Origin of the sequence: Terrabacter sp. 2TAF16 (genome assembly GCF_052115065.1) — a bacterium.
In the GTDB taxonomy this organism is placed as follows: domain Bacteria; phylum Actinomycetota; class Actinomycetes; order Actinomycetales; family Dermatophilaceae; genus Terrabacter.
In genome coordinates this window covers 233,675-257,938 of sequence record NZ_JBFRFZ010000002.1, presented here as the reverse complement: position 1 = coordinate 257,938, position 24,264 = coordinate 233,675, and the positions used below count along the sequence as shown (strand labels likewise).

At 71.6% G+C, this 24,264-nt stretch carries 18 protein-coding genes and 1 riboswitch; of the genes, 9 read left to right on the top strand and 9 right to left on the bottom strand.

Annotated features, from left to right (window positions below; all coding sequences use genetic code 11):
* Position 1 precedes the first annotated feature (1 nt).
* Complete coding sequence (locus AB4Z14_RS03315; RefSeq protein ID WP_442273922.1) at positions 2 to 1,138, top strand: ring-opening amidohydrolase; 1,137 nt, start codon at positions 2 to 4, stop codon at positions 1,136 to 1,138.
* 131 nt (positions 1,139 to 1,269) lie between these two features.
* On the opposite strand, the gene purH is transcribed toward AB4Z14_RS03315, so the two are convergent.
* The 3 genes from purH to AB4Z14_RS03300 all read right to left on the bottom strand — a co-directional run bounded on the left by purH (position 1,270) and on the right by AB4Z14_RS03300 (position 7,636).
* Complete coding sequence (gene purH, locus AB4Z14_RS03310) at positions 1,270 to 2,904, bottom strand: bifunctional phosphoribosylaminoimidazolecarboxamide formyltransferase/IMP cyclohydrolase (RefSeq protein WP_442273921.1); 1,635 nt, start codon at positions 2,902 to 2,904, stop codon at positions 1,270 to 1,272.
* Positions 2,905 to 2,976: 72 nt separating this feature from the next.
* Positions 2,977 to 3,053, bottom strand: a riboswitch (ZMP/ZTP riboswitch).
* Positions 3,054 to 3,061: 8 nt separating this feature from the next.
* Positions 3,062 to 3,718 (bottom strand): phosphoribosylglycinamide formyltransferase, encoded by a 657-nt coding sequence (purN, locus tag AB4Z14_RS03305; protein WP_442273920.1) that lies wholly within the window; start codon positions 3,716 to 3,718, stop codon positions 3,062 to 3,064.
* Between the two features lie 39 nt (positions 3,719 to 3,757).
* Positions 3,758 to 7,636 carry a hypothetical protein gene (locus tag AB4Z14_RS03300; RefSeq protein ID WP_442274020.1) on the bottom strand — a complete coding sequence of 1,293 codons (3,879 nt, stop codon included), beginning with the start codon at positions 7,634 to 7,636 and terminating at the stop codon, positions 3,758 to 3,760.
* 198 nt (positions 7,637 to 7,834) lie between these two features.
* Between AB4Z14_RS03300 and AB4Z14_RS03295 the strand changes: the two genes are divergently transcribed.
* Positions 7,835 to 8,227 carry a hypothetical protein gene (locus AB4Z14_RS03295; protein WP_442273919.1) on the top strand — a complete coding sequence of 131 codons (393 nt, stop codon included), beginning with the start codon at positions 7,835 to 7,837 and terminating at the stop codon, positions 8,225 to 8,227.
* Positions 8,228 to 8,279: 52 nt separating this feature from the next.
* On the opposite strand, the gene AB4Z14_RS03290 is transcribed toward AB4Z14_RS03295, so the two are convergent.
* Complete coding sequence (locus AB4Z14_RS03290) at positions 8,280 to 9,515, bottom strand: cell division protein PerM (RefSeq protein WP_442273918.1); 1,236 nt, start codon at positions 9,513 to 9,515, stop codon at positions 8,280 to 8,282.
* A gap of 264 nt (positions 9,516 to 9,779) precedes the next feature.
* Here AB4Z14_RS03290 and AB4Z14_RS03285 point away from each other — a divergent pair, with 264 nt between their 5' ends.
* Entirely contained in the window at positions 9,780 to 10,481 is a 702-nt protein-coding gene (locus AB4Z14_RS03285; RefSeq protein ID WP_442273917.1) for a polysaccharide deacetylase family protein, read from the top strand.
* A gap of 148 nt (positions 10,482 to 10,629) precedes the next feature.
* On the opposite strand, the gene sucD is transcribed toward AB4Z14_RS03285, so the two are convergent.
* From sucD to AB4Z14_RS03265, 4 genes are all read right to left on the bottom strand, one after another.
* Entirely contained in the window at positions 10,630 to 11,523 is an 894-nt protein-coding gene (gene sucD, locus AB4Z14_RS03280) for a succinate--CoA ligase subunit alpha (RefSeq protein ID WP_056778339.1), read from the bottom strand.
* 32 nt (positions 11,524 to 11,555) lie between these two features.
* A complete protein-coding gene (sucC, locus tag AB4Z14_RS03275) occupies positions 11,556 to 12,743 on the bottom strand; it encodes an ADP-forming succinate--CoA ligase subunit beta (RefSeq protein ID WP_442273916.1) in 1,188 nt (395 codons plus the stop codon).
* A gap of 385 nt (positions 12,744 to 13,128) precedes the next feature.
* Positions 13,129 to 14,082: a hypothetical protein gene (locus AB4Z14_RS03270; protein ID WP_442273915.1), complete on the bottom strand. Its 954-nt coding sequence runs from the start codon at positions 14,080 to 14,082 to the stop codon at positions 13,129 to 13,131.
* A gap of 255 nt (positions 14,083 to 14,337) precedes the next feature.
* On the bottom strand, positions 14,338 to 14,808 hold the full coding sequence (locus AB4Z14_RS03265; RefSeq protein ID WP_442273914.1) for a cobalamin B12-binding domain-containing protein: 471 nt from the start codon (positions 14,806 to 14,808) through the stop codon (positions 14,338 to 14,340).
* A gap of 79 nt (positions 14,809 to 14,887) precedes the next feature.
* On the opposite strand from AB4Z14_RS03265, the gene AB4Z14_RS03260 reads away from it, so the two are divergent.
* Positions 14,888 to 15,880 carry a lipase family alpha/beta hydrolase gene (locus AB4Z14_RS03260; protein WP_442273913.1) on the top strand — a complete coding sequence of 331 codons (993 nt, stop codon included), beginning with the start codon at positions 14,888 to 14,890 and terminating at the stop codon, positions 15,878 to 15,880.
* A 211-nt stretch (positions 15,881 to 16,091) separates the two neighbouring features.
* Entirely contained in the window at positions 16,092 to 16,928 is an 837-nt protein-coding gene (locus tag AB4Z14_RS03255) for a M23 family metallopeptidase (RefSeq protein ID WP_442273912.1), read from the top strand.
* A gap of 217 nt (positions 16,929 to 17,145) precedes the next feature.
* Here AB4Z14_RS03255 and pcrA read toward each other — a convergent pair whose 3' ends face one another.
* Entirely contained in the window at positions 17,146 to 19,635 is a 2,490-nt protein-coding gene (gene pcrA / locus AB4Z14_RS03250; protein WP_442273911.1) for a DNA helicase PcrA, read from the bottom strand.
* On the opposite strand from pcrA, the gene AB4Z14_RS03245 reads away from it, so the two are divergent.
* From AB4Z14_RS03245 to AB4Z14_RS03230, 4 genes are read left to right on the top strand one after another with little or no spacing between them, the layout of a single operon-like run.
* The gene (locus tag AB4Z14_RS03245) at positions 19,607 to 20,203 is read left to right on the top strand and encodes a GNAT family N-acetyltransferase (protein WP_442273910.1); all 597 of its coding nucleotides are present in this window, start codon (positions 19,607 to 19,609) and stop codon (positions 20,201 to 20,203) included. The two genes, pcrA and AB4Z14_RS03245, sit on opposite strands and share 29 nt — an antisense overlap.
* A gap of 30 nt (positions 20,204 to 20,233) precedes the next feature.
* Positions 20,234 to 21,676, top strand: a complete 1,443-nt coding sequence (locus AB4Z14_RS03240; protein WP_442274019.1) for a wax ester/triacylglycerol synthase family O-acyltransferase — start codon at positions 20,234 to 20,236, stop codon at positions 21,674 to 21,676.
* 10 nt (positions 21,677 to 21,686) lie between these two features.
* Positions 21,687 to 22,670, top strand: coding sequence for a quinone oxidoreductase family protein (locus AB4Z14_RS03235; protein ID WP_442273909.1), 984 nt, complete (start codon positions 21,687 to 21,689; stop codon positions 22,668 to 22,670).
* Positions 22,667 to 24,238, top strand: coding sequence for an amidohydrolase (locus AB4Z14_RS03230; RefSeq protein WP_442273908.1), 1,572 nt, complete (start codon positions 22,667 to 22,669; stop codon positions 24,236 to 24,238). The genes AB4Z14_RS03235 and AB4Z14_RS03230 overlap by 4 nt, the downstream gene beginning before the upstream one ends.
* The last annotated feature ends 26 nt before the right edge of the window (positions 24,239 to 24,264 follow it).

The window sequence follows — 24,264 nt, the reverse complement described above, 5'->3', positions numbered from 1 at the left end:
CGTGCCCGAAGCCATTGAGGTGCGCAAGATCCCCATCCACTCGGTCGCCGACGCATCAGAGCTCGCAAAGCTCATCGACGACGGTGTCATGGAGGCGAGCCGTGTCGTCGCCATCATCGGCAAGACCGAGGGCAACGGGGGCGTCAACGACTACACGCGCATCATCGCCGACCGCGCCTTCCGCGAGGTCCTCGTCGAGAAGGGCGCTCCGGCCGACCAGGTCAAGCAGGTCCCGATCGTGTGGTCCGGCGGCACGGACGGCATCATCAGCCCGCACGCGACGATCTTCGCCACGGTCCCGGCCGACAAGGCCGAGCAGTCCGACGAGCCGCGGCTCACGGTCGGCTTCGCGATGAGCGAGCCGATCAAGCCCGAGGAGATCGGCTACGTGGCGATGGTGAGCAAGGTCGCCGACGCCGTGAAGGTCGCCATGGAGCGCGCCGGCATCACCGACCCGGCCGACGTCCACTACGTCCAGACCAAGACACCGTTGCTGACGATCCACACGATCCGCGACGCGAAGTCGCGCGGGCACCAGGTCTGGACCGAGCACACGCACGAGTCGATGGACCTCTCCAACGGCACGACCGGCCTCGGCATCGCCGTCGCCCTCGGTGAGATCGAGATGCCGACCGACGCCGACATCATGCACGACCGATCGCTCTTCTCGTCGGTCGCCTCGTGCAGCTCGGGCGTCGAGCTCGACCAGGCGCAGGTCGTCGTCGTCGGCAACGCGACGGGCATCGGCGGCCGCTACCGCATCGGCCACTCGGTCATGCAGGACGCGCTCGACGCCGACGGCGTGTGGGGCGCGATCAAGGACGCTGGGCTCGACCTGCCGGAGCGTCCGCACAGCAGCGACATCCAGGGCCGCCTCGTCAACGTCTTCCTCAAGTGCGAGGTGAGCCAGGACGGCACCGTGCACGGTCGACGCAACGCGATGCTCGATGACTCCGACGTGCACTGGCACCGCCAGATCAAGTCGGCCGTCGGCGGCGTCACCGCCTCGGTCACCGGCGACCCGGCCGTCTTCGTGTCCGTGTCGGCTGCCCACCAGGGCCCTGACGGCGGCGGCCCGGTCGCCGCGATCGTCGACCTCGGCGAGGGCGAGCCCACCGGCTACCGCTGGACCCGCTGAACCGCTGACGCGCCGCCACCACCGTCGAGGCCACCTGTGGCCCGGTGGGCGCAGTCGAAAGGCCAGTTCCCCGTGAGGAGAACTGGCCTTTCGACGTTCCGAGAGGGGCCGGACGTGGCCTCTCGACGGTGTCAGTGGGCGAAGTGGCGTGTCCCCGTGAAGTACATCGTCACGCCGGCGGCCTTGGCCGCCTCGATGATCTCCTCGTCGCGGATCGAGCCACCGGGCGCGACGACGGCGCGCACGCCCGCGTCGAGCAGGATCTGCAGTCCGTCGGCGAACGGGAAGAACGCGTCGGACGCGGCGACGGAGCCACGGGCCCGCTCCTCCCCCGCGCGGCGCACGGCGAGGTAGCACGAGTCGACCCGGTTGACCTGGCCCATCCCGACGCCGACCGCCGCGCCGTCCTTGGCGAGCAGGATCGCGTTGGACTTCACGGCGCGGATCGCGCGCCAGGCGAACTGCAGGTCGGCGATCGTCGCCTCGTCCGCGACCTCACCCGCGACGAGCCGCCAGTTCGCGGCGTCGTCGCCACCGGTCACGGCCTCGCCCTCGCCGCGCACGACGGCGTCGACCTTGTCGACGGTCTGCACGAGCAGGCCACCGCTGATGGCGCGCGTCTCGATCGGGTCGGCTGCCTGCGCCATCCCGGCGGGCAGGCGCAGGACACGGAGGTTCTTCTTGGCCGTGAGGATCTCGAGGGCCTCGGGCTCGTAGTCGGGCGCGATGATGACCTCGGTGAAGACCGGCTTGGCGGCCGCCGCCATCGCCGCCGTGACGGTGCGGTTGGCCGCGATGATGCCGCCGTAGGCGCTCACGGGGTCGGTCGCGTGGGCCCGCTCGTAGGCCTCCTCGATGCTGCCGCCGACGGCGATGCCGCACGGGTTGGCGTGCTTGATGATCGCGACGGTCGGCTGGTCGCCGTGGTCGTGCGCGGCCCGCACGGCGGCGTCGGTGTCCACGTAGTTGTTGTAGGACATCTCCTTGCCGTGCAGCTGCTCCGCGCTGGCCACGCCCGGGCGCCAGTGGCGGTAGAGCGCGGCGCTCTGGTGCGGGTTCTCGCCGTAGCGGAGCGCTGCCGAGCGGTCGAACGTCGCACCCGTCCAGGCCGGGAAGCCGGTGCCGTCGCTCGTGTCGGCGACGACGTTGCCCATCCAGTTCGCGACGGCGTTGTCGTAGCTCGCCGTGTGCACGAACGCCTCGGCGGCGAGGCGGCGGCGCTCGGTCAGCGTGAAGCCTCCGGCCGTCACGGCCTCCGTGACGCGGGCGTATGCCGTGGGGCTCGTCACGATGGCGACGCTCGCGTGGTTCTTGGCCGAGGCGCGCACCATCGACGGGCCGCCGATGTCGATCTGCTCGACGCACTCGTCCTCGCTCGCACCCGACGCGACGGTCTCGCGGAACGGGTAGAGGTTGACGACGACGAGGTCGAAGGCCTCGACGCCGAGGTCGGCGAGCTGCTGGACGTGGTCCGGGTTGCGGGTGTCGGCCAGGATGCCGGCGTGCACCTTGGGGTGCAGCGTCTTGACCCGGCCATCGAGGCACTCGGGGAAGCCGGTCAGCTCCTCGACCTGCGTCACGGGCACCCCCGCGGCGGCGATGGTCTTCGCCGTCGAGCCGGTCGAGACGATGGCGACCCCGGCGGCGTCGAGGGCCCGGGCGAGCTCGTCGAGACCGGACTTGTCGTAGACGGAGACGAGGGCCCGCTTGATCGGGCGGCGGCCGTCGGTGTCGGTGGACGGCGCGGCGGACGGGGCAGCAGTCATGGGGTGCACTCCTGGTTCGGTGACATCGGTCGCGGCGCATCCGGTCGGTCTGACCAGACGGCATCCGTTCTCGCGAGGCACCCAGGCGGTCGATGCTCCCGACGTCACTCCCCGGTGGTGTCCCACCCGCGCCAGTCGTGTGCGACCAGCGTAGCGGTCAGGGCCGCCCGATCCGAACTCGTCGTCCTTCGACGGCGAAGCCCTCACGCGCCAGTCGGCTCACGACGTCGACGAGCAGGTCTCGCTCCTGGACCTTGATCCGCTCGTGCAGGCTCTCCTCCGTGTCGTCGTCCTCGACCGCCACGACCCGCTGCTCGATGATCGGACCGGTGTCGACGCCCGCGTCGACGACGTGGCACGTCGTGCCGGTCACCTTGACGCCGTAGGCGAGGGCGTCGCGCACGCCGTGGGCGCCGGGGAAGCTCGGCAGCAGGGCGGGGTGGGTGTTGACGACGGGCTGCGCCCCGAGGGTCGCCCGTCCGAGGATCCGCATGAAGCCTGCCGTCACGACGAAACGCGGTCCGGCCGCGGCGACCTGCTCGGCGAGGGCGCTGTCCCAGGCGGCTCGGTCCTCGAAGTCGGCGGGCCGCACGATGAACGTCGGTATGCCGGCCCGCTCGGCCCGCTCGAGCCCCGTGCACGGGCGGTCGGCCCCCACCGCGGCGATCCGCACGCCGTAGTCCGGGTCGGCCGAGGCGTCGACGAGCGCCTGGAGCAGGGTGCCGGAGCCGGAGACGAGGACGACGACGGGCACCGGGTCACCGGCGGCACCACCGTCAGTCCACGTCGATCGGCGGGCAGCGGCGTTCGTCATGGCGCGAGTCTAGGGGGCCCTACGGAGGCCGATCCCCCCTCACCGGGGTCGCACCGTGAGCGTGGCCGCCCGGCTGGCGGCGGCACCTGCCTCGTTGGTGAACACGGCGCGGTACCGGGTTCCCGTGACAGCTGGCGTGACGCCGGCGACGACGAGCCGCCTGGAGTCGGCGCCCGCGATCGTCACCCAGGTGCGGCCGCGGTCCCTCGACCTCTGCCACGTCACAGTGGGTGCTGGTGCCCCGCTCGCCGCGGCCGTGAACGTCGCGGTCGCGCCTGACCTCATGGTGACGTCCTGTGGGTCCGACGTGACGCGCGGCGCCTGGGTCAGCACGGTGAGCACGGCCACACCGGTCACGGCGGAGCCGCCGACGTTGGTGAACTCGGCGCGGTACCGCGTCCCGGACTGGGACGACCGGAGGTCGGTGAGAGTCAGCCGGGCGGTCGTGGCGCCGGCGATCTGCGTCCACGTCACGCCCCCGTCGCCCGAGCTCGACCACTGCACGTTCGGTTGGGGGTCACCGGAAGCCGCAGCCATGAAGGTCGCCGTGCCTCCAGCGAGACCGTTGGTGCTGCTGGGTGAGGTCACGACACGGGGCGCAGCCGGAAGGACCGTCAGCGTGACGATGCCCGAGTTCGCCGTCCCGGTCGCGTTGGTGTACCTGACGACGTACTGCTCACCGTTCTGGGCGTACGTCACTGCCGGCAGCGTGAGGCTCGGGCTGGTGGCGTCGGGGATTGCCGTGAAGGTCGGTCCCGCCGTGACGCGGTACCACTGCGCGGTCGGGGCCGGGTTGCCCGTCGCGCTCGAGGCGAAGGTCACCGACTCGCCGGCGGTCACCGTGGTGTTCGCCGGGACGAGACCCAGGGAGGGCGCCACGGCCGCCTCGACGACCAGGCTCTGCTCGGAGGCGGTCGCCGCGAACACCGCGTTCGGCGTGGTGCGGATGACGAGACGGTACGTGTCGGCCGGGAGACCCTCGAGCGTCCGTGCCACCAGCCCGTCCGCGTTCACTGCCTGGTTGACCACCTGGAAGTCCGGCCTATCCGTCTGGTTGGCAGAGCGGAAGAGCTGGAAGTCCACACGGGCCCGGGTGATGTCGCCCGGGTGGCCGTCGTCCACCTGACCCAACGTGGCCGTCATGACGGCGAGCCCGGGCGCGGTCACCGCTCGGGTGGTGCTGGACAGCGTGGCGTCCTCCGGGGTGACGGTGGTGGCCCCGCTGTAGCCCAGGACGTAGTGGTCGCTCGAGTAGCCGCCGCAGCCGTTCAGCGGGTAGCTGCCCGGCTCCGCCGTGACCTCCCCGGTCGCAGAGACGAGACCGATGAGCCGCTCGCATCCGGAGAGCGTGCCGGTGATCCCGTCGAGGGCGAGGGGTTCAGGGATGAAGGGTGACAGCGAAGGCGCCGGGTCCGAGTACTGCAGTGGTCCGTCGCTCATGGTGATGAGGAACGCGCTCGGCCTCACCTGGAACGCCCTGCTGACCGGGGTCGCCGCCGGGAAGACACCGTCCCCTGCCTGCGAGGCCGTGATGCTGCACGTGCCCACCCCGGTCGCGGTGACGGTGCCGGAGTCGAGCTGGCACACGCTCTGGGAGCCGGGGTCCACGGCGAACGTGACGGGAAGCTGAGACGTCGCCGAGGCACGGATGCCCTGCGTCTCGTAAGGCCGTCCGTAGATGTTGCTCTTGCTGAACTGCATGTCGGCCGGGGGTACGAACTCGATCGCGTTCGTCGGCTCGGACACCGTGAACGAGCGTGTGTCCGAGGCGATCTGCCCTGCAGCGTTGGTGACCTTGACACCCACGTGGCTGGGCCCGCTCTGCTCGAACGCCAGGACGAGCGTGGGCGAGCCGGGAACGATGCAGAACCCGCCGGGGGCGCCCGGGCACGTGTAGAGCCACTCGTAGGTCAGCGGGCCGGAGTCGTCGAGCACAGACGCGGTGAAGGTGACCGGCACTCCTTGCGGCGCCTCCCACGGCCCATCGAGCCGGACCTGCGGCGGAGCCACCGGGGCTGCGGGGTCCGGCGGTGTGCCGTGGACCATCTCGAGCACGTTGGCGGTGCGCCCCTGACCGTCGACGTACGTGATGTCGTCCCGGAGGCACGACATCCATGCCATCCCGCTCGGCGCGATGGCGCCGCCTCCGGGATAGCACGAGGTGTCCAGCGCCGTGTCGCCGACCGGGGCGATGTTGAACAGGTACTTGCCCGTCGCGTTCTGGGTGCGCTCGGCGATGTAGGTCTCACCACCAGGCCCGCGGAACGGGAACCACGTGGACTGCCATTCCGGTGTCACCGTGCCGTCGGGAAGAACCTGCTGCAGGATCCACCAGCCCTCTCCATGCGGTCGGACCCAGAGAGATCCCTCGTCATCGGGCAGGTCCACGGAGATTCTCGGCGTCTGGCCCCAGCTCGTCACGGACCCACCGGACGCGACACCGTTGAGGAACTGCGGCTCCGCCTCGGTCCACGCAGGCGCGTTGCCCTCGCTTCCCGTGGCAGGCGCGTTCGCGCACTCATGCAGCTCGACGCCGACCTGGATGAAACCGCTGCAGCCCCACTCGGGCTCGGGGAAGGTCTCGTTGAGGAAGGTGGCCATCATTCCCGGGTAGGCATCAGCCTGCTTCATCAGTGCAGCCAGATCAGGGGTCCCCTCCGCCTTCGTGAGCAACTCGGCCAGCTTCTTCGGCGCCTCGAGGTCGCTGTTGATCTGGATCGATGCGACGGTGGTGGTGACCACGATGTCGACGATGGCGCCCACCACCGACGTGATGGCACCGAAGACCTTGATCCCGGCCGTCAGCCGGGCCTCAGCCATCGCAGCCGCCTCCGTAGCGCGAGCCGCTGTCTCCGCATCGGCGATGGCGGTCACGGCCCCAGCCTTGAGGGAGTTGGCAGCCCTGAGCGCCGCGAACGAGCGCAATGCCTGCGCGTCGGCGGCGGCAGCCTCTGCGATCTTGATCGTGGCCTCGGCCCCCTGCAGTGCGGGGCTGGCGACGAACTTCGCCCGGGCCGCGAACGGGAACAGCTTGGTCACGAAGAGGTTGTCCGGTCCCAACGGGACGGCCAATGCCCGCGCGATGGGGATCGCGGCTCCGCTGGCGGCCAAGGAGACACCCATCCCCACAAGTGCGGACACCTGCCCCGCATCAACGGTGAAGTCGTTGTACGTCAGTGGGTTCCACGCGTTCGTGACTCCCTGTGACAGCGCCTCCAGCTGGAGGTACTGCCCGTACTTCACGAACTGGTCATAGGTCGGCCGGGGTGGGGAGAAGACGAGGAAGCTGAAGATCGTGAGCCCTGACTCGGTGCAGATCGTCGTCCCTCGTCCGTTGTACTCGGCCGTGGTGTCGTACCGGCCCGGCGGGTGGTAGTTGCAGTAGCCGTCGGAGCCGTTCCGCGGCTGGGGGGCGTACGTGTCGGTCTTCGTGTACGTGCTCTCGGTGAGTCCTGACCACTTGACGTACTCACCCACGGCAGCCTTCGCAGCGCCGATCTGCGTGCGTCGCACCTTGGCCGAGAACCACGCGTGGACGAGTCCCTCCGTCGCCGTTCTGCTCGCCGCCGGCTTGAGCATGATCACCCCGAGGTCGGCCCAGAGCTGGGTGCGGATGTCGTCGCGGGCGAGCGCCCGGACGCTCAGCTCGTCGCTCGGTGGGAGCGACTTGTTCTGGAGCACCTCGGCGACCGCCTTCGTCTCGAAGGCCGTGAGCGCCGCCTGGGTCTCAGCCGGGTACGGCTGGGGCAGCGGAATGTGCAAGACCGGATCCTGCACCAGGTCGAAGAGCTTGATGATCGGTGGTGGGGCCGGTGGTTCGGCGGCCGCGGCGGAAGGTGAGGGCGTCACCGTGGCGACCGTGAGGCCTGAGGCGGTGACCAGGCCGAACACGGCCACCATTCGCGAGAATCGGCTCATCACGGTTGGGCTCCTCTGCCGAGTGCACCCCCGCCGACTCAGCATGGCAGGCCGCGCACCGTTCCCATCGACGAATCGTCAGATGGGGCAGTGCCAGCGGCTTGGAGAGGGGGTGTGGGCGCTCGGGCGCCGGGGCAGTGCCAGTCCGGACGACTCCCGCCCTCCTGCGCCCGCTCGCGATGGGCGAGGATGGACCACATGACCGAGCCGCAGCAGGAGCAGGAGATCGCGTTCGCCCGTGAGAAGGCCAAGCGCACCCTGCCCATCGCGCTCCTCGTGCTGCTCGGCCTCGTGGCGATGTACCTCCCGCTGCCGAAGCGCTTCGTCGCCGTGCTGCCGCTCGTGCTCGCGATCGTGCTGACCGTGCGCCTGCTCCGCTTCCTGTCGGCGCGCGGCGGCAAGGAGAAGATCTGGCCCGTCGTGACGCTGGTGATCTCCGGCATGCTGCTGTCGTCCCTGGCGCTCCAGGTCGTCTTCTACGACTCGGTCCAGGCCTACGAGGAGTGCGTCGCCCGGGCGCAGACGAGCATCGCCGAGGGCGACTGCGCGCCGCTGAAGGACGCCGGGATGATCGGCCTCGTCGCCCGCTGAGGCCACCCCGACCGTCCCGCGTCAGCCCACGTCAGTCCGTCGACACTCCCCGTCAGTCCGCATCGGGGGCTGAGGTCTCCGCGTCCGAACCCGCCTGCGTCGCGACCCCCGACTGGTGCTCGCGCTCACGCTGCTCGGCGCGACGGTCATGGAGCACGAGCACGCCCGTGAAGAGCAGCGCACCCCCGACGACCTCGGCCGTCAGGGCCGCCGCGAACGACCAGAGGTGGGCCCCGACGGCCGAGAGCCGGTCGACGCCGACCGCACCGTTGCCGAGAGCGGTCAGGACGACGACGACCGCGACCGCGACGAGCGCCGCCACGGCCGTGGCCGACAACCGGGCCCGCACGTTGCCGAAGAACTCCAGCTCGGCGTCGACCCGACGACCGAGCCACACGCCGACGAGCACCGGAGCCAGCACGACGGCATACATCGTCGCCGGGTAGTCGCTGGCCTGCGGCAGCGCACCGAGCACGGGCACGAGCGGCAGCAGCCCGGGCTGGGCGGCTCCGGCGGAGATCGTCGAGCCGAGGGCGACCTGGAAGCCCGGGCCCGCGAGGAACGAGAGCGCCCACGTGGCCGCGTTGCCGAGGAGGGCGACCTGGGCGAGCGCGATGATGGCGATCGCCCCGAGGTTGGCGCCGTACTGGTCCTGGATGTCGGCGACGGCCGACCACGACGCGACGAGTCTCACGACGACGACGACGAACCCGAGGGCGAGCAGCACGCCCGCCCCGCGCCAGCCGGTGCGCCACACCGTCGGCAGCCACGTCGGGCCGCGCCGGAACCACGTGCGCACGAACGCCGGCGCGGTCTCGTCGTCGGGCCGGAGCATGACGAAGCCGAGCGCCGCGAGCGGCACGAGCAGCGACCCCACGACCGCGGCGACACCGGGCGTCGCCGGGCCCCCGAGGGTGAAGAGCGCGAAGACCGCGGACACGAGGCCGTAGCCGATGACGAAGCCGGGCACGACGCCCCACTGCGCGACGCGGCTCCAGTCAGTCGCACCGACGCGCAGCCGTTCCGTCGCCGCGAGACGACGGGCGAAGCGGTAGGCGATGAGGACGAAGACGAGCAGGAGCAGCAGCGGTGTCATGGAGATCGCCACGGCGCCCGCACCGACCGACTGTCCGTGGCCGAGGAACCAGACGGCGCTGGCGACCGAGACCGCCGAGAACCACCCGACCGAGCTCTCGGGCGCGGCCACCCAGCCGATGAGCGCGGGCAGGACGACGACCGACCACGTGCCGACGGCGGCGAGGGCCCCGGCGCGCAGGGCTGCCGGCATCGCCGTCGAGGGGCTGGTCGACGAGGTCGCCGACGTGGTCGTCGACGTCGTGGTCGTGCTCGGCGGGGCCAGTGGTATCACTCCTGCGCTGCGGGTCCTGCGGGCTCGTGCGTGGTCGCTCCCATGGTCACAAGATCCCCGCCGCGGAGCGAGCGCCCACGCCGATGGGACCGAGAGCGGCCGGATGTGAGGCACGGATCAGCCCCGAAGCCCCGCGCGGCCGGCCCGGTGGGCGGACGATGGAGATGAAGGGGATGACCCATCATGAACAGCAGAACCCTCCACCTGCTGGCACCCCTGCTGGCAGTGCTCGCCCTCACCGTGGCCGCCGTCGGCCCGACCGCCCCGGCCCCGACCCCGCGCGCCGGCATCGTCGCCAGCGCGCCGCTCGAGGTCACCTCTCTGCCCGTCGCCTACGCGGGCACCGTCTACCTCACCTTCGACGACGGTCCCAGCTCCACCTACACGCCGAAGGTCCTCGCCGTCCTGCGAAAGTACGGCGTGCACGCCGTCTTCTTCGAGCTCGGCCAGAACGTCTCGTGGTACCCGTCGATCACCCGCAGCCTGCGCACCTACGGCAACCTCATCGGCAACCACACGTGGAGCCACCCCGACCTCACGACGTTGTCGACGTCGGCCGTCACGTCGCAGCTCAACCGGATGGAGTCGGCCCTCGGCTACCGGCCACGCTGCGTGCGACCGCCCTACGGGGCGACGAGCTCGCGCATCGCGACGATCATCGCGAACCGCGGCCAGCGCCAGATCCTCTGGACCGTCGACCCGCGCGACTGGTCCCGCCCCGGCACCACGACGATCGTGAACCGCGTGCTCGCGAGCGTCCGGGCCGGCTCGCGGATCCTCCTGCACGACGGAGGCGGTGACCGGTCGCAGACGGTCGCCGCCCTCGACCTGCTCATCCCGAGGCTGCGGGCCCGCGGCTTCGTCATCGGCCTGATGGCCTGCTGACCACCGATCGCGTATGCCGTCCCGCCGGGCCACGCGCCCGGGCGCCGGGCGCGACCGGGGCCGGCCACACGGCATACGCCCTCGGGAGACAGCAGAGCGGGCGGCCACCCGGAGGTGACCGCCCGCTCGGAAACGCTGCTGGCGCAGGCTACTTCGCGAGGTCCTTCATGATCTCGCGCATGAGGTCGGCCGTCTCGGACGGCGTCTTGCCGACCTTGACGCCCGCAGCCTCGAGGGCCTCCTTCTTGGCCTGCGCGGTGCCCGAGGAGCCCGAGACGATGGCGCCGGCGTGGCCCATCGTCTTGCCCTCCGGGGCGGTGAAGCCGGCGACGTAGCCGACGACCGGCTTCGTGACGTGCTCCTTGATGTAGGCGGCCGCGCGCTCCTCGGCGTCGCCACCGATCTCGCCGATCATGACGATCGCGTCGGTGTCGGGGTCGTTCTGGAACGCCTCGAGGCAGTCGATGTGCGTCGTGCCGATGATCGGGTCGCCACCGATGCCGACGGCCGAGCTGAAGCCGAAGTCACGCAGCTCGTACATCATCTGGTAGGTCAGCGTGCCCGACTTCGAGACGAGGCCGATGCGGCCGGTGCCGGAGATGTCGGCCGGGATGATGCCGGCGTTGCTGACGCCCGGGGTGATGAGGCCGGGGCAGTTCGGGCCGACGATGCGCGTCGTGCCCTTGTCCTTGGCGTAGTTGTAGAACTCCGCCGTGTCCTTGACCGCGACGCCCTCGGTGATGACGACGGCGAGGGGGATCTCGGCCTCGATCGCCTCGACGGCCGCGGCCTTGGTGAACTGCGCGGGCACGAAGATCACGGACACGTTGGCGCCGGTGGCCTCGATGGCCTCCTTGACCGTGCCGTAGACGGGGACGGAGACGCCGCCCTCGAAGTCGACCGTCGTGCCGGCCTTGCGAGGGTTGACGCCGCCGACGATGTCGGTGCCCGACTTGAGCATGCGCTGGGTGTGCTTCATGCCCTCGGACCCGGTCATGCCCTGGACGATGACCTTCGAGTCGGCGTTGAGGAAGATAGCCATGTTCGCTCGTTCTCTCTTCTGTGGCGAGGGGGTCAGTTGGCGGCGGGCCGGGCGGCGAGCCCGGCGGCGCGGCGCGCGGCGCCGTCCATCGTCGGCTCGATCGTCACGAGCGGGTGGTTGCGCTCCTGGAGGATGCGGCGACCCTCCTCGACGTTGTTGCCGTCGAGGCGCACGACGAGCGGGCGGTCCTCCTCGTCACCGAGCGCGTCGAGCGCACCGACGATGCCGTTGGCCACGGCGTCGCAGGAGGTGATGCCGCCGAAGACGTTGACGAAGACGCTCTTGACCTGGGGGTCCGACAGGATGATGTGCAGGCCGTTGGCCATGACCTCGGCGCTGGCGCCACCACCGATGTCGAGGAAGTTGGCCGGCTTCTGGCCGCCGAACTCCTCGCCGGCGTACGCGACGACGTCGAGGGTGCTCATGACGAGACCCGCACCGTTGCCGATGATGCCGACGGACCCGTCGAGCTTGACGTAGTTGAGGTCCTTCTCCTTGGCCGCTGCCTCGAGCGGGTCCGCGTGGGCGGTGTCCTCGAGCGCCTCGTGGTCGGCGTGGCGGAAGCCGGCGTTCTCGTCGAGCGTCACCTTGCCGTCGAGCGCGACGATCTGGCCGTCCTCGGTCTTGACGAGGGGGTTGACCTCGACGAGCGTGGCGTCCTCCTCGCGGTAGACCGTCCACAGCTTCTGGATGACGTCGGCGATGGCCGCCTTGTCGGCCTCGTCGAAGCCCGCGGCGTCGACGATCTCCTGCGCCTTCGCGGCGTCGATGCCCGTGTTGGGGTCGACGGCGACGCGCGCCAGGGCCTCGGGGCGCTCGACGGCGAGCTGCTCGATCTCCATGCCGCCCTCCTTGGAGCACATGGCGAGGTAGGTGCGGTTGGCACGGTCGAGCAGCACCGAGAAGTAGTACTCCTCCGCGATGCGGGCGCCCTGGGCGATCATCACGGTGCCCACGGTGTGGCCCTTGATGTCCATCCCGAGGATGGCCTCGGCAGCGGCCTGCGCCTCGTCGGGGCTCTTCGTCACCTTGACGCCACCGGCCTTGCCGCGGCCGCCGGTCTTCACCTGCGCCTTGACGACGGTGACACCGCCCGACTTCGGTCCGATCTGCTCAGCGGCCGCTCGGGCCTGCTCAGGGGTGGTGGCGATGGCGCCGGCCAGCACGGGCACCCCGTGCTTCTCGAACATGTCGCGGGCTTGGTACTCGAAGAGATCCACGGGTGGGGTCCGTCCTCGTCGTCGATTCGAATCGTCGTCGATCGCGTCGCTGCGGCGTCCCGGGGCCCACGTGCTCACGCTCTCGCGCTCGGACGGGCCCTGCGCCGAGGCGCAACCGAATCAGGCTGTCCCTCGGACTCTAGTGGCTGTGACGTGTGGCGACCCCATCGGGTGCGCCCGACCGGACGAAGATCACACCCGCATCCCACCCCGCCCCGCCTTCCGTTTCGCGCGCTCAGCGCACGAGCGCGCGAGACACGCAGGTGCGCGGGTCCTTTCGCGCGCCCCTTCACCGGATCGCGCGCTCACGCCAGGAGCGCGCGATCCGGGCGTATGCCCGGGGCCGAGCTCTGCGTGCTGGTGGCGGCGCCGGTGGTGTGCGGTCTCAGGCGGCGAGAGCGGCCAGGCGGAGGGCCTCGAGCACGCGGCCGTGGACCAGCTCCGGTCTGGCGAGCTCGGACCACGTGAGCCGGACGACCACCCAACCGCAGCGGCGCAGCGCGTCCTCACGACGCTTCTCGTCGAAGAGGACCGCGCCGTCACCCGAGGCGTACTTCACCCTGCCGTCGAACTCGACGAGGACGCGGGTGCCCGTGATGCGGAAGTCGGCGCGGTAGGTCCTGCCCTCCGCCACGACCTCGAACTGCGGCTCGACGTCGTGGCCGAGCCCGCGCAGGACGTATGCCGTCAGCGACTCGCCCGGGGACTCGTGCCGGCCGTCCGCACACCGGAGCGCGGCACGCACCGGACCCACGCCGCGGTGGCCCTCGAAGTCGGCGATGGCCACGGGCAACGACTCGGCTGTCAACAGCCCTCGAGCGAGAGCGGCGTCGGCGGCCACGAGGGCTGCCGTCGGCTCGCCGACGAGTCCGGCGCCGACGGCGGCGTGCCCGACCGGAGCGAGCGGGGCCGGGTGAGTGTGGCCACCCGCGGATGGCGCGCCGACCCAAGCGACTCCCTCCTGCTCGCGGTGGAGCAGGAGCCCGGGGCGACGGCGGGACTGCCCGCTCCAGGGCTGGGGCGCCTGGGCGTCGAGCGGCCGGACGCGGGTCAGGTGCACGACGCCGAGGTCCACGCCGTGCAGTGGCAGCCCGAGCAGGACGAGTGCCGAGGAGTGACTGACCACGGCCGCTCCTTCATAGGCTCGGGAGAGCGCGATCGCACAGAGCCGGTGACGGTCACGCTCGTCCGCGGGGACGCCCACGGCATACCACCCGTGGGTCAGCCTCGTGCAGACGTAGCGATGGCACAGCAGGGCCAGCGCCCGCCCGTCGACACCGGCGCGCAGGGCGTCTCGCGCGCTGAAGACTCCGTGTCTGGCAATGAGCTCGAGGTTCACCCGAGCAGGATCTCGGCCATGCATGGTGGCGCGCCGGTCCGGTCGCGCAGCTGTGGACGGTGCGGCCCGATGGCCGAAGGGTGTGGACAGTCGGGTCCGGCGCGGCCTGGGCGCGCGAAGTACGCACCGGGCGCCCAGAACCTCCCGCGCTCCCTGCTGGTTTCGCGCGCTCGGGCGTGGAGCGCGCGAAACGTGGGCGGGCGAGGGTGACCTGGCGGGGGCTGGTCAGGGCTGGTCAGGGCTGATCAGGGCTGGTCAGGCGGCGTGGACGTGCTCGCGGACCCAGCCGACGATCTCCATCGTCGTCGCGCCCGGCGTGAACACCTTGGCCACCCCGAGCTTCTCGAGCTCGGAGATGTCGTCCTCGGGGATGATGCCGCCGCCGAAGACGACGATGTCGCTCGCGTCGCGCTCGGCGAGGAGGTCGACGACGCGCGCGAAGAGGGTCATGTGGGCGCCCGAGAGGACGGAGAGCCCGACGACGTCGGCGTCCTCCTGGATGGCGGCCTCGACGATCTGCTCGGGGGTCTGGTGCAGGCCGGTGTAGATGACCTCCATGCCGGCGTCGCGCAGCGCCCGGGCCACGACCTTGGCGCCCCGGTCGTGCCCGTCCAGACCCGGCTTGGCCACGACCACGCGGATGACGTCGGTCGACGCCGCACCCGCTCCGGTCGCGCTCGCGGTCTCGTCGTCGGTCACGGCGTCGGCGCCCAGGGACTCGCTCATGCCGGGCACTCTAGCCAGCCCCGCGAGACGCGACGCGCAATAGTGATGCATCGCCCACCGGTCGGGGTACGTTCGGGACGTGGCAGTGGCAGCACGGGCGGCGATGACGCCGCGACAGGCCGGCACCCCGAAGTGTGGCGCAGCGGGCCCTCGGGGCTTCGTGGCGACCGTCGGGGAGCTCGCCGGAGCGCTCCTGACCCCCACCGGGATCGCGGGCGCGGCTCTCGAGGCGACGTGGATGGGGCTGCACCTCGGGCTCTACCCGCTCGGGCTGCTCGGCTCGCGCGCCAGCGACCGGCGCCAGGGCTACCGTCTCGGTCACCTGCCACCGAGCCAGCGGGGACTCGCGATCCAGAACGTCGAGGCCGCCGAGACGCCGATCCTCCTCGTGCACGGCATGGTCGACAACCGCTCGATCTTCACCGTCCTGCGGCGCGGCCTCGTGCGTCGCGGCTTCGGGCGCATCGAGACGATCAACTACTCCATCTTCACCGGCGACGTCCGTGCTGCGGCCGCGGCCCTGGGCGCCGAGGTCGAGCGGATCGTCGAGGAGACCGGGTACGAGCGGATCCACGTCATCGGGCACTCGATGGGCGGGCTCATCGCGCGCTACTACGTGACCCGGCTCGGCGGCGACCAGCACGTGCACACGCTCGTCACGCTCGGCACCCCGCACCAGGGCAGCTACCTCGCCTACACGTGGAACAACGGGCTGACCCGTCAGCTGCGTCCGGGCAGCGCCCTCATGGACGAGCTCGCCGCCCCGGTCAAGGAGTGCCAGACCCGGTTCCTCGTCTACTGGTCCGACCTCGACCAGGTCGTCGTGCCCCAGCGCAACGCCGCCCTGCACCACGACGACCTCATGGTCCACAACATCGCCCTGCACGGCGTCGGCCACATGAGCCTGCCGATCACGAGCAGCGTCGTGCACGGGATCTCCACGGCCCTCGCCCACCTCGACACCTCGGGAGCGACCGTCACCCCCGGGGTCAGCTCCCTGGGGAGCCGGCGCACCAGCACGTCGACGACCCGTCGGGGTGGCACCGCGGGTCGTGTGGTGCCCTCGCGCTGACCCGGCCGACCCCTGTCACGAGAGGCTGCGAATTCGCGCAGATCCTCCTGTGTACATCCCGCACCGGGGCCCCGACATGCCCTAGTGTCATGCGCAGTCGCGTCCCTCCACTGCGGCGCCGGGACGTCCAGAAACGTGGCGTGATTTTGGATAACGAAATGGTCACGTTAGGCTGGCGGCTCGCCATCTGTGACCGATAGGTATCTTTTTCGTGCCCAAAACCAGTTACTCCGGCCGGCACAGGCCGGCAGCCAAGCCTTCGCGGGGTCGACAGTTCGTCGTCCCCGTCGCTCTGCTCTCCTCGACCGTCGCCGGTGGCCTCGTCATCCGCGACGCCGGTGCGAGCGAGCTGAGCCCCGAAGCGGCTGCCATGAAGAACGTCTCCAACTCGGTCGCAGGTCTCGGTCTCACCGCGGACCCCGACGTCGTCGCCGCCGCTGCCGCGAGCCGGTCCGGCGCCCGCTCCTCGCGTGACATGGCCCGCGACGCCAAGACGCTCATCGTCAGTGCCACGGCCACTGCCGCGCAGACCGCCACGGAGGCCCAGTCCGCTGCAGACAGGGCCGCGGCCGCCAAGGCCGCCGCGGAGAAGGCGAAGGCCGACGCCGCCGCCAAGGTAAAGGCCGCAGCCCGCGAGCGTGCGATCGCGATGGCCCACCGCTGGGTCTCCCCCGTCGCCGGCTACACCCTGACCTCCGGCTTCGGCTTCCGCTGGGGCAAGATGCACCCCGCGCAGGACCTCGCGTGCCCCACGGGCAGCACGGTCCGGGCCCTCTCGAGCGGCACCGTCGTCTTCGCCGGCTGGTCCACCGAGGGCTACGGCAACATGGTCAAGATCCGCTACTGGGACGGCACCGTCTCGTGGATGGCCCACAACAGCCGCCTGCTCGTCTCCGTCGGCGACGAGGTCTCCCCCGGCCAGCGCGTCGCCTACAGCGGCAGCACCGGCAACTCGACCGGCCCGCACGTGCACCTCGAGATCCACCCCGACGACGGTTCTGCCGTCGCACCTCGCACCTGGCTCGCCAAGCACGGCGTCCACCTCTGACCGAGGCCCTTCAGTGACACGAGGCCCGTCCCCTTCCGGGGACGGGCCTCGTCGCGTTCCCCGTCCCATCGGGGCCGCTACCTCCAGTCGCCTGCCGCATGCCGTATGCCGTATGCCGTATCCCGTTGTGCCACAACGGAGCCCGGCTGACGCCAGGGCTGAGCCACACGGCATACGCCACCGACTGTGACAGCTCCAACCCGCCCCGGACGGCGGTTCAGAGCTTGACGAGCGGGGCGTAGCGCAGGAGCAGGCGCTTCGTGCCGGTGTCGGCTCCGAAGTCGACGTGCGCCATCGACTTGTCGCCGTCGCCCTCGACGCGCACGACGGTGCCGAGGCCGAAGGAATCGTGGCTGACGCGGTCGCCCGACTGGAGCGCGATGACCGGACGCTTGCCGGCGCTGCGGACGCCCGGCCGGGCCGCGAGCGTCGCCACGGCCGGACGGTCGGAGCCGCGGGCCCCGCTGAACGACGGGCCCAGGCGCTGCCAGTCGAGCAGGTCGCCCGGGATCTCGTCGAGGAAGCGCGACGGCGGGTTGTACTGCGGCGCACCCCAGGCGGACCGGACGGCCGCGCGCGAGAGGTAGAGCCGCTCACGGGCGCGTGTGATGCCGACGTAGGCGAGGCGGCGCTCCTCCTCGAGCTCCTTGGGGTCGCCGAGCGCGCGCATGTGGGGGAACGTGCCGTCCTCCATCCCGGTGAGGAAGACGACGGGGAACTCGAGGCCCTTGGCGGTGTGCAGCGTCATGAGGGTGACGACGCCCTGCGCCTTCGCCTCGGGCTCGTCGGGGATCTCGTCGGCGTCGGCGACGAGCGAGACCTGCTCGAGGAACTCCTCGAGCGCGCCTGCGGGACCGACGTCCTCGGGCTCGACACCTGGCGCCAGCTCGCCACCCGACTCCTCGAGCTCGGTGGCGCGGCGGTCGTCGTACTCCTGCGCGACGGCGACGAGCTCGGCGAGGTTCTCGACGCGGGTCTCGTCCTGCGGGTCGTGGCTCGCGCGCAGCTCGGCGAGGTAGCCGCTCTCCTCGAGCGTCATCTCGAGCAGGGCCGCGATGCTGTCGTCGGCCTCGTAGGAGGTGCGGAGCTTCTCGAGCAGCGCCGTGAAGCCCTGGATCGCCGCGACCGAGCGCGTCGCGATGCCCGGCGCGTCCTCGGCCCGCCCGAGCGCCGCGACGAACGGGATGCGCTCGCGCTCGGCGAGGGCGGCGACGCACGCCTCGGCCCGGTCACCGATGCCACGCTTGGGGGTGTTGAGGATGCGGCGCAGGTTGACGGTGTCGGTGGGGTTGGAGACGACCCGGAGGTAGGCCAGGGCGTCCTTGACCTCGCGTCTCTCGTAGAAGCGCGTGCCGCCGACCACCTTGTAGGGCAGGCCGACCCGCACGAGCACCTCCTCGATGGCGCGGCTCTGCGCGTTGGTGCGGTAGAAGACGGCGACGTCGCCGGGCTTGACGCCCTGGTCGGCGAGGTCGTCGATCTCCTTGGCCACGAAGGCGGCTTCGTCGTGCTCGTTGTCACCGACGTAGCCGGTGATCATCGCGCCGTCGCCGGAGTCGGTCCAGAGGTTCTTGGCGCGGCGCCCCTCGTTGCGCGCGATGACGGAGTTGGCGGCCCGCAGGATGCGCTGGGTCGAGCGGTAGTTCTGCTCGAGCAGGATGGTGCGGGCGTCGGGGTAGTCGTTCTCGAACTCGAGGATGTTGCGGATCGTCGCGCCGCGGAAGGCGTAGATCGACTGGTCGGAGTCGCCGACGACGCACAGCTCGGCGGGCGGCACCGCATACGCGCCCTCGGGGCCCTTGACCTCGCCGACGAGCTCCTTGATGAGCTGGTACTGCGCCTGGTTGGTGTCCTGGTACTCGTCGACGAGCACGTGGCGGAAGCGGCGGCGGTAGTACTCGGCGACGTCGGGGAAGGCCTGGAGCACGTTGACGGTCATCATGATGATGTCGTCGAAGTCGAGGGCGTTGGCCTGGCGCAGCCGGCGTTGGTACTGGGTGTAGGCGTCGGAGACGGTCCGCTCGTAGTGGTTGCCCTCGGTGACCTGGGAGGCGTAGGTCTCCTCGTCGATGAGGTCGTTCTTGAGGTTGCTGACCTGCGCCGAGAAGCCGCGCGGCGGGTAGCGCTTCGGGTCGAGGTCGAGGTCGCGCAGCACGAGGCTCATGAGGCGCTGGCTGTCGGCGGCGTCGTAGATCGAGAAGGTCGACTTCATCCCGACCTTGGCGGCCTCGCGGCGCAGGATGCGCACGCAGGCCGAGTGGAAGGTCATGACCCACATGGCACGGGCGCGCGGGCCGACGAGCGCGGCGACCCGCTCGCGCATCTCGGCCGCGGCCTTGTTGGTGAAGGTGATGGCGAGGATCTGCCCCGGCTGGGCGCCACGCTCGCCGAGCAGCCACGCGATGCGGTGGGTGAGCACACGGGTCTTGCCCGAGCCGGCGCCCGCGACGATGAGCAGCGGCGTGCCCTCGTGGACGACGGCCTCGCGCTGCTGCGGGTTGAGGCCCTCGAGCAGCACCGTGGGGTCGAGGTCGGCACGCCCCTGAGGGGCGGTCTCGACGCCGCCGCGGGCGGCGGCCTCGGCCCACGTGGGGACGCCCTGCTCGGTGACGTCCGCGCCACGCCCGGGGCGCCCGGACCCGCCAGAGGGCGCGCCCTGACCGTGCTCGAAACCGGGGATGGGGAGGTCGTCGAAGAGCGTGCTCATGATCGACCAAGCCTACGTCGAACCACCCACAGCGCCCGACCACGACGCACAGCCACGCGCGTCGGGAGAGGATGGCGGCGTGAGCGACTTCCAGATCCGTGAGGCCTCGGCCGACGACGTCCCCGACCTCATCCGCCTCGTCCAGGGGCTCGCGGCCTACGAGAAGGAGCCCGACTCCGCGACGGCGACACCCGAGCAGTTCCGCGAGGCCCTCTTTCCCGCGCAGGGCGACCCCACGGCATACGCCCTCGTGGGGGTGCGGGAGGGCACGGTCGTCGCCATGGCGATCTGGTTCCGGAGCTTCTCGACGTGGACCGGCCGCGCCGGGATCTGGCTCGAGGACCTCTTCGTCGACCCCGAGCAGCGCGGCCACGGCCTCGGCACGGCCCTGCTCGCCCGGCTCGCCGCCATCTGCGTCGAGCGCGGCTGGACGCGACTCGAGTGGTCGGTGCTCGACTGGAACACCCCCTCCATCGACTTCTACCGCGCCCACGGCGCCCGCTCGCTCGACGACTGGACGACCTTCCGCCTCGACGGTGACGCACTCTCGCGACTGGCGGGCCCGTAGGTGCCGCGCCCGCCGCGCCCGCCACGCCGGATGGGGTCGGCCGACGTCCTCTGGCTCAACATGGACCGCCCGACCAACCTCATGGTCATCGTCTCGGTCGTCCTCCTCGAGTCGGTGCCCGACTGGGACCGCGTGCTCGACGTGGTCCGAGAGCGGATCATCGAGCCGTACCCCGTCTTCAGCCAGCTCGCGAGGCGACCCCGGGGGCTGTCCGGGCACCGCTGGGAGGACGACCCGGACTTCGACCTGGCCCGGCACGTGACCCGGGTGACCCTCTCCGGCGGGGGGACCGCGGCCGAGGCGGACGCCGAGCTGCAGGCCTACGTCGAGGAACACCTGCCGCGGCCCTTCGACCGCACGCGCCCGCTCTGGGAGGTCCACCTCGTCGACGGCCACGGAGCCGGCGCCGCCCTCGTCTTCCGCATCCACCACGCGCTCGCCGACGGCATCGCCCTGACCCGGGTGCTGCTCGGCCTCACGGAGGACGCCGACGGACGGCCCGGCGACCTCGTCGGCCCCCCGGCGACGACCGACCTCGCGACCCTGCCGCTCGCTGCCCCGACCGGCGGCACCGGCGGGGGCGTCGTCGCGTCCGGGCTCCGGCTCGCCCGGGCGACCACGCGCTCGGGTTGGGATCGCCTGCGCTCCAAGGGTGCCCGCGCTGCCGTGACGGATGCCGCCGGGCTCACCCTCCGTACCGGACAGGTCGTCTCCGACCTGCTCCTGACGACGAACCCCAGGAGTGCCGTCGGCGGCGTCCCCGGGCACCGCAAGCGCCTCGTGTGGACCGAGCCGCTGCCCCTTCCCGGGCTCAAGCAGGCCGGGCGGCTCGTCGGCGCGACGCTCAACGACGTGCTGCTGAGCGCCGTCGCCGGCGCCCTGCACACCTACCAGGACGAGCGTGGCCGCGAGCCGGTCGACCTCGTGACGATGGTGCCGGTCAACGTCCGACCGCTCGACGAGCCGCTCCCGCGCGAGCTCGGCAACCGCTTCGCGCTCGTCTTCCTGCGCTTCCCGAGTCGCGACGCGACGCCCCTCGGGCGCCTCGCCCTGTCGAAGGCGCGGATGGACTGGCTCAAGGCGTCGCCCGAGGCAGCGCTCACCTTCGCGCTCATCTCCGTCATCGGCCGCGTCCCCGCAGAGCTGGAGCGCCGGGTCGTGGACTTCTTCGCGGACAAGGCGATCGGCGTGACGACGAACGTCGCCGGCCCGCGGGAGGTCCGCTACCTCGGCGGCGTCCCCGTGACGGGCGTGCTCGGCTGGGTGCCCGGGTCGGGGCGGCACACGCTCGGCTTCTGCATCGTCACGTATGCCGACGCCGTCCGCATCGGGATCATGGCCGACGAGTCCGTCGTCCCCGACCCCGAGTCGCTCCTCGCGGCACTCGAGGACGAGCTGGCCCTGCTCGTGCGCATCGGCGAGGCCGGGTCAGCGGGAACCACCGGCCCGAGGAGGAGGCGGCCGCAGTCGTAGGGTGGCGAGCATGAACCGAGCGACCAGCGTCTTCGTCTCCGAGCCCGGCGACCGCAGCGTCCTGCAGGTCCGCGACCACGAGATCCCCGACCCCATCGACGGCGAGGTCCAGATCGACGTGGCCGCCGCGGGTGTCAACTTCATCGACGTCTACAAGCGCCAGGGCGTCTACCCCGTGCCGACCCCCTTCGTCCTCGGCGAGGAGGGCGCCGGCACCGTGACCGCGGTCGGCGCGGGCGTGACCGGCCTCGCGGTCGGTGACCGGGTGGCCTGGTGCCAGTCGTCCGGGAGCGAGTCCACGCTCGTCAACAAGCCCGCCCACCTCCTCGTCCCCGTCCCCGACGGCGTCGACCTGGAGGTCGCGGCCGCCACCATGCTCCAGGGACTCACGGCCCACTACCTCGTCACGAGCACGTATGCCGTCGGGCCCGGCACCGTCGCCCTCGTGCACGCCGCGGCCGGTGGGGTCGGGCAGCTCCTCGTGCAGATGGTGACGGCCCGCGGCGGCACCGTGGTCGCGACAGCAGGATCCGACGAGAAGCTCGAGATCGCCGAGGCGCTCGGCGCCCAGCACCTCATCAACTACTCGACCGTCGACGACCTGGCGGCCGCGGTGCGCACGGCTGCCGGACGCGGGGTCGACGTGGCCTACGACGGTGTCGGGAAGTCGACGTTCGACGCGTCGCTCGCCTCGCTGCGCCCGCGCGGGACGATGGTCCTCTTCGGTGGGGCGAGCGGGCAGGTGCCCCCCTTCGACATCCAGCGCCTCAACAGCGGCGGGTCCCTCTTCCTGACGCGTCCGACGCTGGCGCACTACGTCGCCGAGCGCGAGGAGTACGAGTGGCGGGCCGGCGAGGTGCTCGGCGCTGTGGCCGACGGCTCGCTGAAGATCGACATCGGCGGGCGCTTCCCGATGACCGAGGCGGCTGCGGCCTACGAGGCCCTCGAGGGTCGACGCACGACGGGCAAGCTCATCCTGGTGCCCACCGCATGAGCCGCACGCTCTTCCGGCACGACCGCATCTGGACCGGTGACGCCGGTGTGCCCTGGACGACGGCGCTGCTCGTCGAGGACGGCCGTGTCGTCGCGGTCGGCGGCGACGCCGTCGAGGCGGCGGGTGCGGGCACCGAGACGGTCGACCTCCCGGGGGCACTCGTCATGCCCGGCCTGCACGACGCCCACATCCACACCGAGTGGCTCGCGCGCGACCTGTCGTCCGTCGACCTGCGCGAGGCCCGGTCGATCGAGGAGACGCTCGAGCTCGTGCGGGCGCACGCCGAGACGCTGCCCGAGGGCGAGGTGCTGCACAGCGGCCGCTGGAACCACAACCGCTGGGCCGTCCCCGAGCAGCCCGACCGGCACGCGCTCGACACGGTCTCGGGCGACCGCGTGGCCGCGCTGTCGAGCGTCGACGGCCACACGATCTGGGCCAACTCCCTTGCGCTGCAACGGGCCGGCATCACGCGCGACACCCCCGACCCGGTCGGCGGCGAGATCGTGCGCGACGCGTCGGGCGAGCCCACCGGGATCCTGCGCGAGTCCGCGCAGGAGCTGCTCGCCGTCATCCCGCACGAGGAGTCGCCGCTGCGTCCCTGGCTCGAGCGGTGCCAGGACTGGCTCCTCTCCGTCGGCCTCACGAGCATCACCGACATCGACGGCGAGGACGCCCGCACCGCCTACGCCGAGCTGCACGCGGACGGCGCCCTGCGGCTGCGGGTCACGAAGTGCACGCGCGACCCCGACCTCGAGCTCGCGATCGCCGAGGGGCGACGCTCGGGCCAGGGTGACGACGTCTTCCGCGTCGGGCCGGTCAAGTTCTTCAGCGACGGCGCACTCGGATCGCACACGGCCCACATGACCGAACCGTTCATCGGCCACGAGGGCTGCGGCATCGCCGCGATGCCCTACGAGCTGCTGCTGGAGCGCACGTTGACCGCCGCCCGGGCCGGCCTCGACGTCGTCACGCACGCCATCGGCGACGAGGCCAACCGCCTCGTCCTCAGCACCTTCGAGGCCGTGCGGGCCGAAGGGCTGGAGCGGCTCCTGCGCATCGAGCACGCCCAGCACGTGCTGCCCGTCGACATCCCGCGCTTCCGCGCGCTCGACGTCGTGGCCTCGATGCAGCCCAGCCACTGCACGGCCGACCTCGAGCTCGCGGACGAGATCATCGGCCCGCGTCGGCTCGCGTCGTACGCGTGGCGCAGCTTCCTCGACGCCGGGGTGCGCGTGGCGTTCGGATCGGACGCGCCGGTCGAGGACCCGAACCCGTTCTACGGCCTGCACGCCGCCGTCACCAGGCAACGGGCCGACGGACAGCCGCTCGGCGGCTGGCGCCCCGAGGAGCGGATCACCCTGACCGAGGCCGTGCACGCCTTCACGGTCGCCGCCCACGAGTCGGTCGGCCGCACCGACGTTGGCCGCCTCATGCCGGGCCAGCTCGCCGACCTCGTCGCCGTCGACCGCGACCTGTGGGCGCTCGAGGAGTCCTCGCCCGCCGACATCCGTGACACCGTGGTGCTGCAGACCCGGGTCGGGGGCGAGCTGGTCCACGAGCGCAGCTGACACCCGCGGCAGGCGGCTGACCGCGG

Bases quoted from the DNA above. Each gene is read 5' to 3' on its own strand.
- AB4Z14_RS03290 (WP_442273918.1), bottom strand. From the start codon at position 9,515: ATGCCGGCAGCCCTGCGCGCCGGGGCCCTCGCCGCCGTCGGCACGTGG.
- AB4Z14_RS03240 (WP_442274019.1), top strand. From the start codon at position 20,234: ATGGGGTCGGCCGACGTCCTCTGGCTCAACATGGACCGCCCGACCAAC.
- AB4Z14_RS03230 (WP_442273908.1), top strand. From the start codon at position 22,667: ATGAGCCGCACGCTCTTCCGGCACGACCGCATCTGGACCGGTGACGCC.
- sucD (WP_056778339.1), bottom strand. From the start codon at position 11,523: ATGGCTATCTTCCTCAACGCCGACTCGAAGGTCATCGTCCAGGGCATG.
- purN (WP_442273920.1), bottom strand. From the start codon at position 3,718: ATGACGAACGCCGCTGCCCGCCGATCGACGTGGACTGACGGTGGTGCC.
- AB4Z14_RS03235 (WP_442273909.1), top strand. From the start codon at position 21,687: ATGAACCGAGCGACCAGCGTCTTCGTCTCCGAGCCCGGCGACCGCAGC.
- AB4Z14_RS03295 (WP_442273919.1), top strand. From the start codon at position 7,835: ATGACCGAGCCGCAGCAGGAGCAGGAGATCGCGTTCGCCCGTGAGAAG.
- AB4Z14_RS03265 (WP_442273914.1), bottom strand. From the start codon at position 14,808: ATGAGCGAGTCCCTGGGCGCCGACGCCGTGACCGACGACGAGACCGCG.
- AB4Z14_RS03245 (WP_442273910.1), top strand. From the start codon at position 19,607: ATGGGGAGGTCGTCGAAGAGCGTGCTCATGATCGACCAAGCCTACGTC.
- pcrA (WP_442273911.1), bottom strand. From the start codon at position 19,635: ATGAGCACGCTCTTCGACGACCTCCCCATCCCCGGTTTCGAGCACGGT.
- AB4Z14_RS03285 (WP_442273917.1), top strand. From the start codon at position 9,780: ATGAACAGCAGAACCCTCCACCTGCTGGCACCCCTGCTGGCAGTGCTC.
- AB4Z14_RS03300 (WP_442274020.1), bottom strand. From the start codon at position 7,636: ATGAGCCGATTCTCGCGAATGGTGGCCGTGTTCGGCCTGGTCACCGCC.
- purH (WP_442273921.1), bottom strand. From the start codon at position 2,904: ATGACTGCTGCCCCGTCCGCCGCGCCGTCCACCGACACCGACGGCCGC.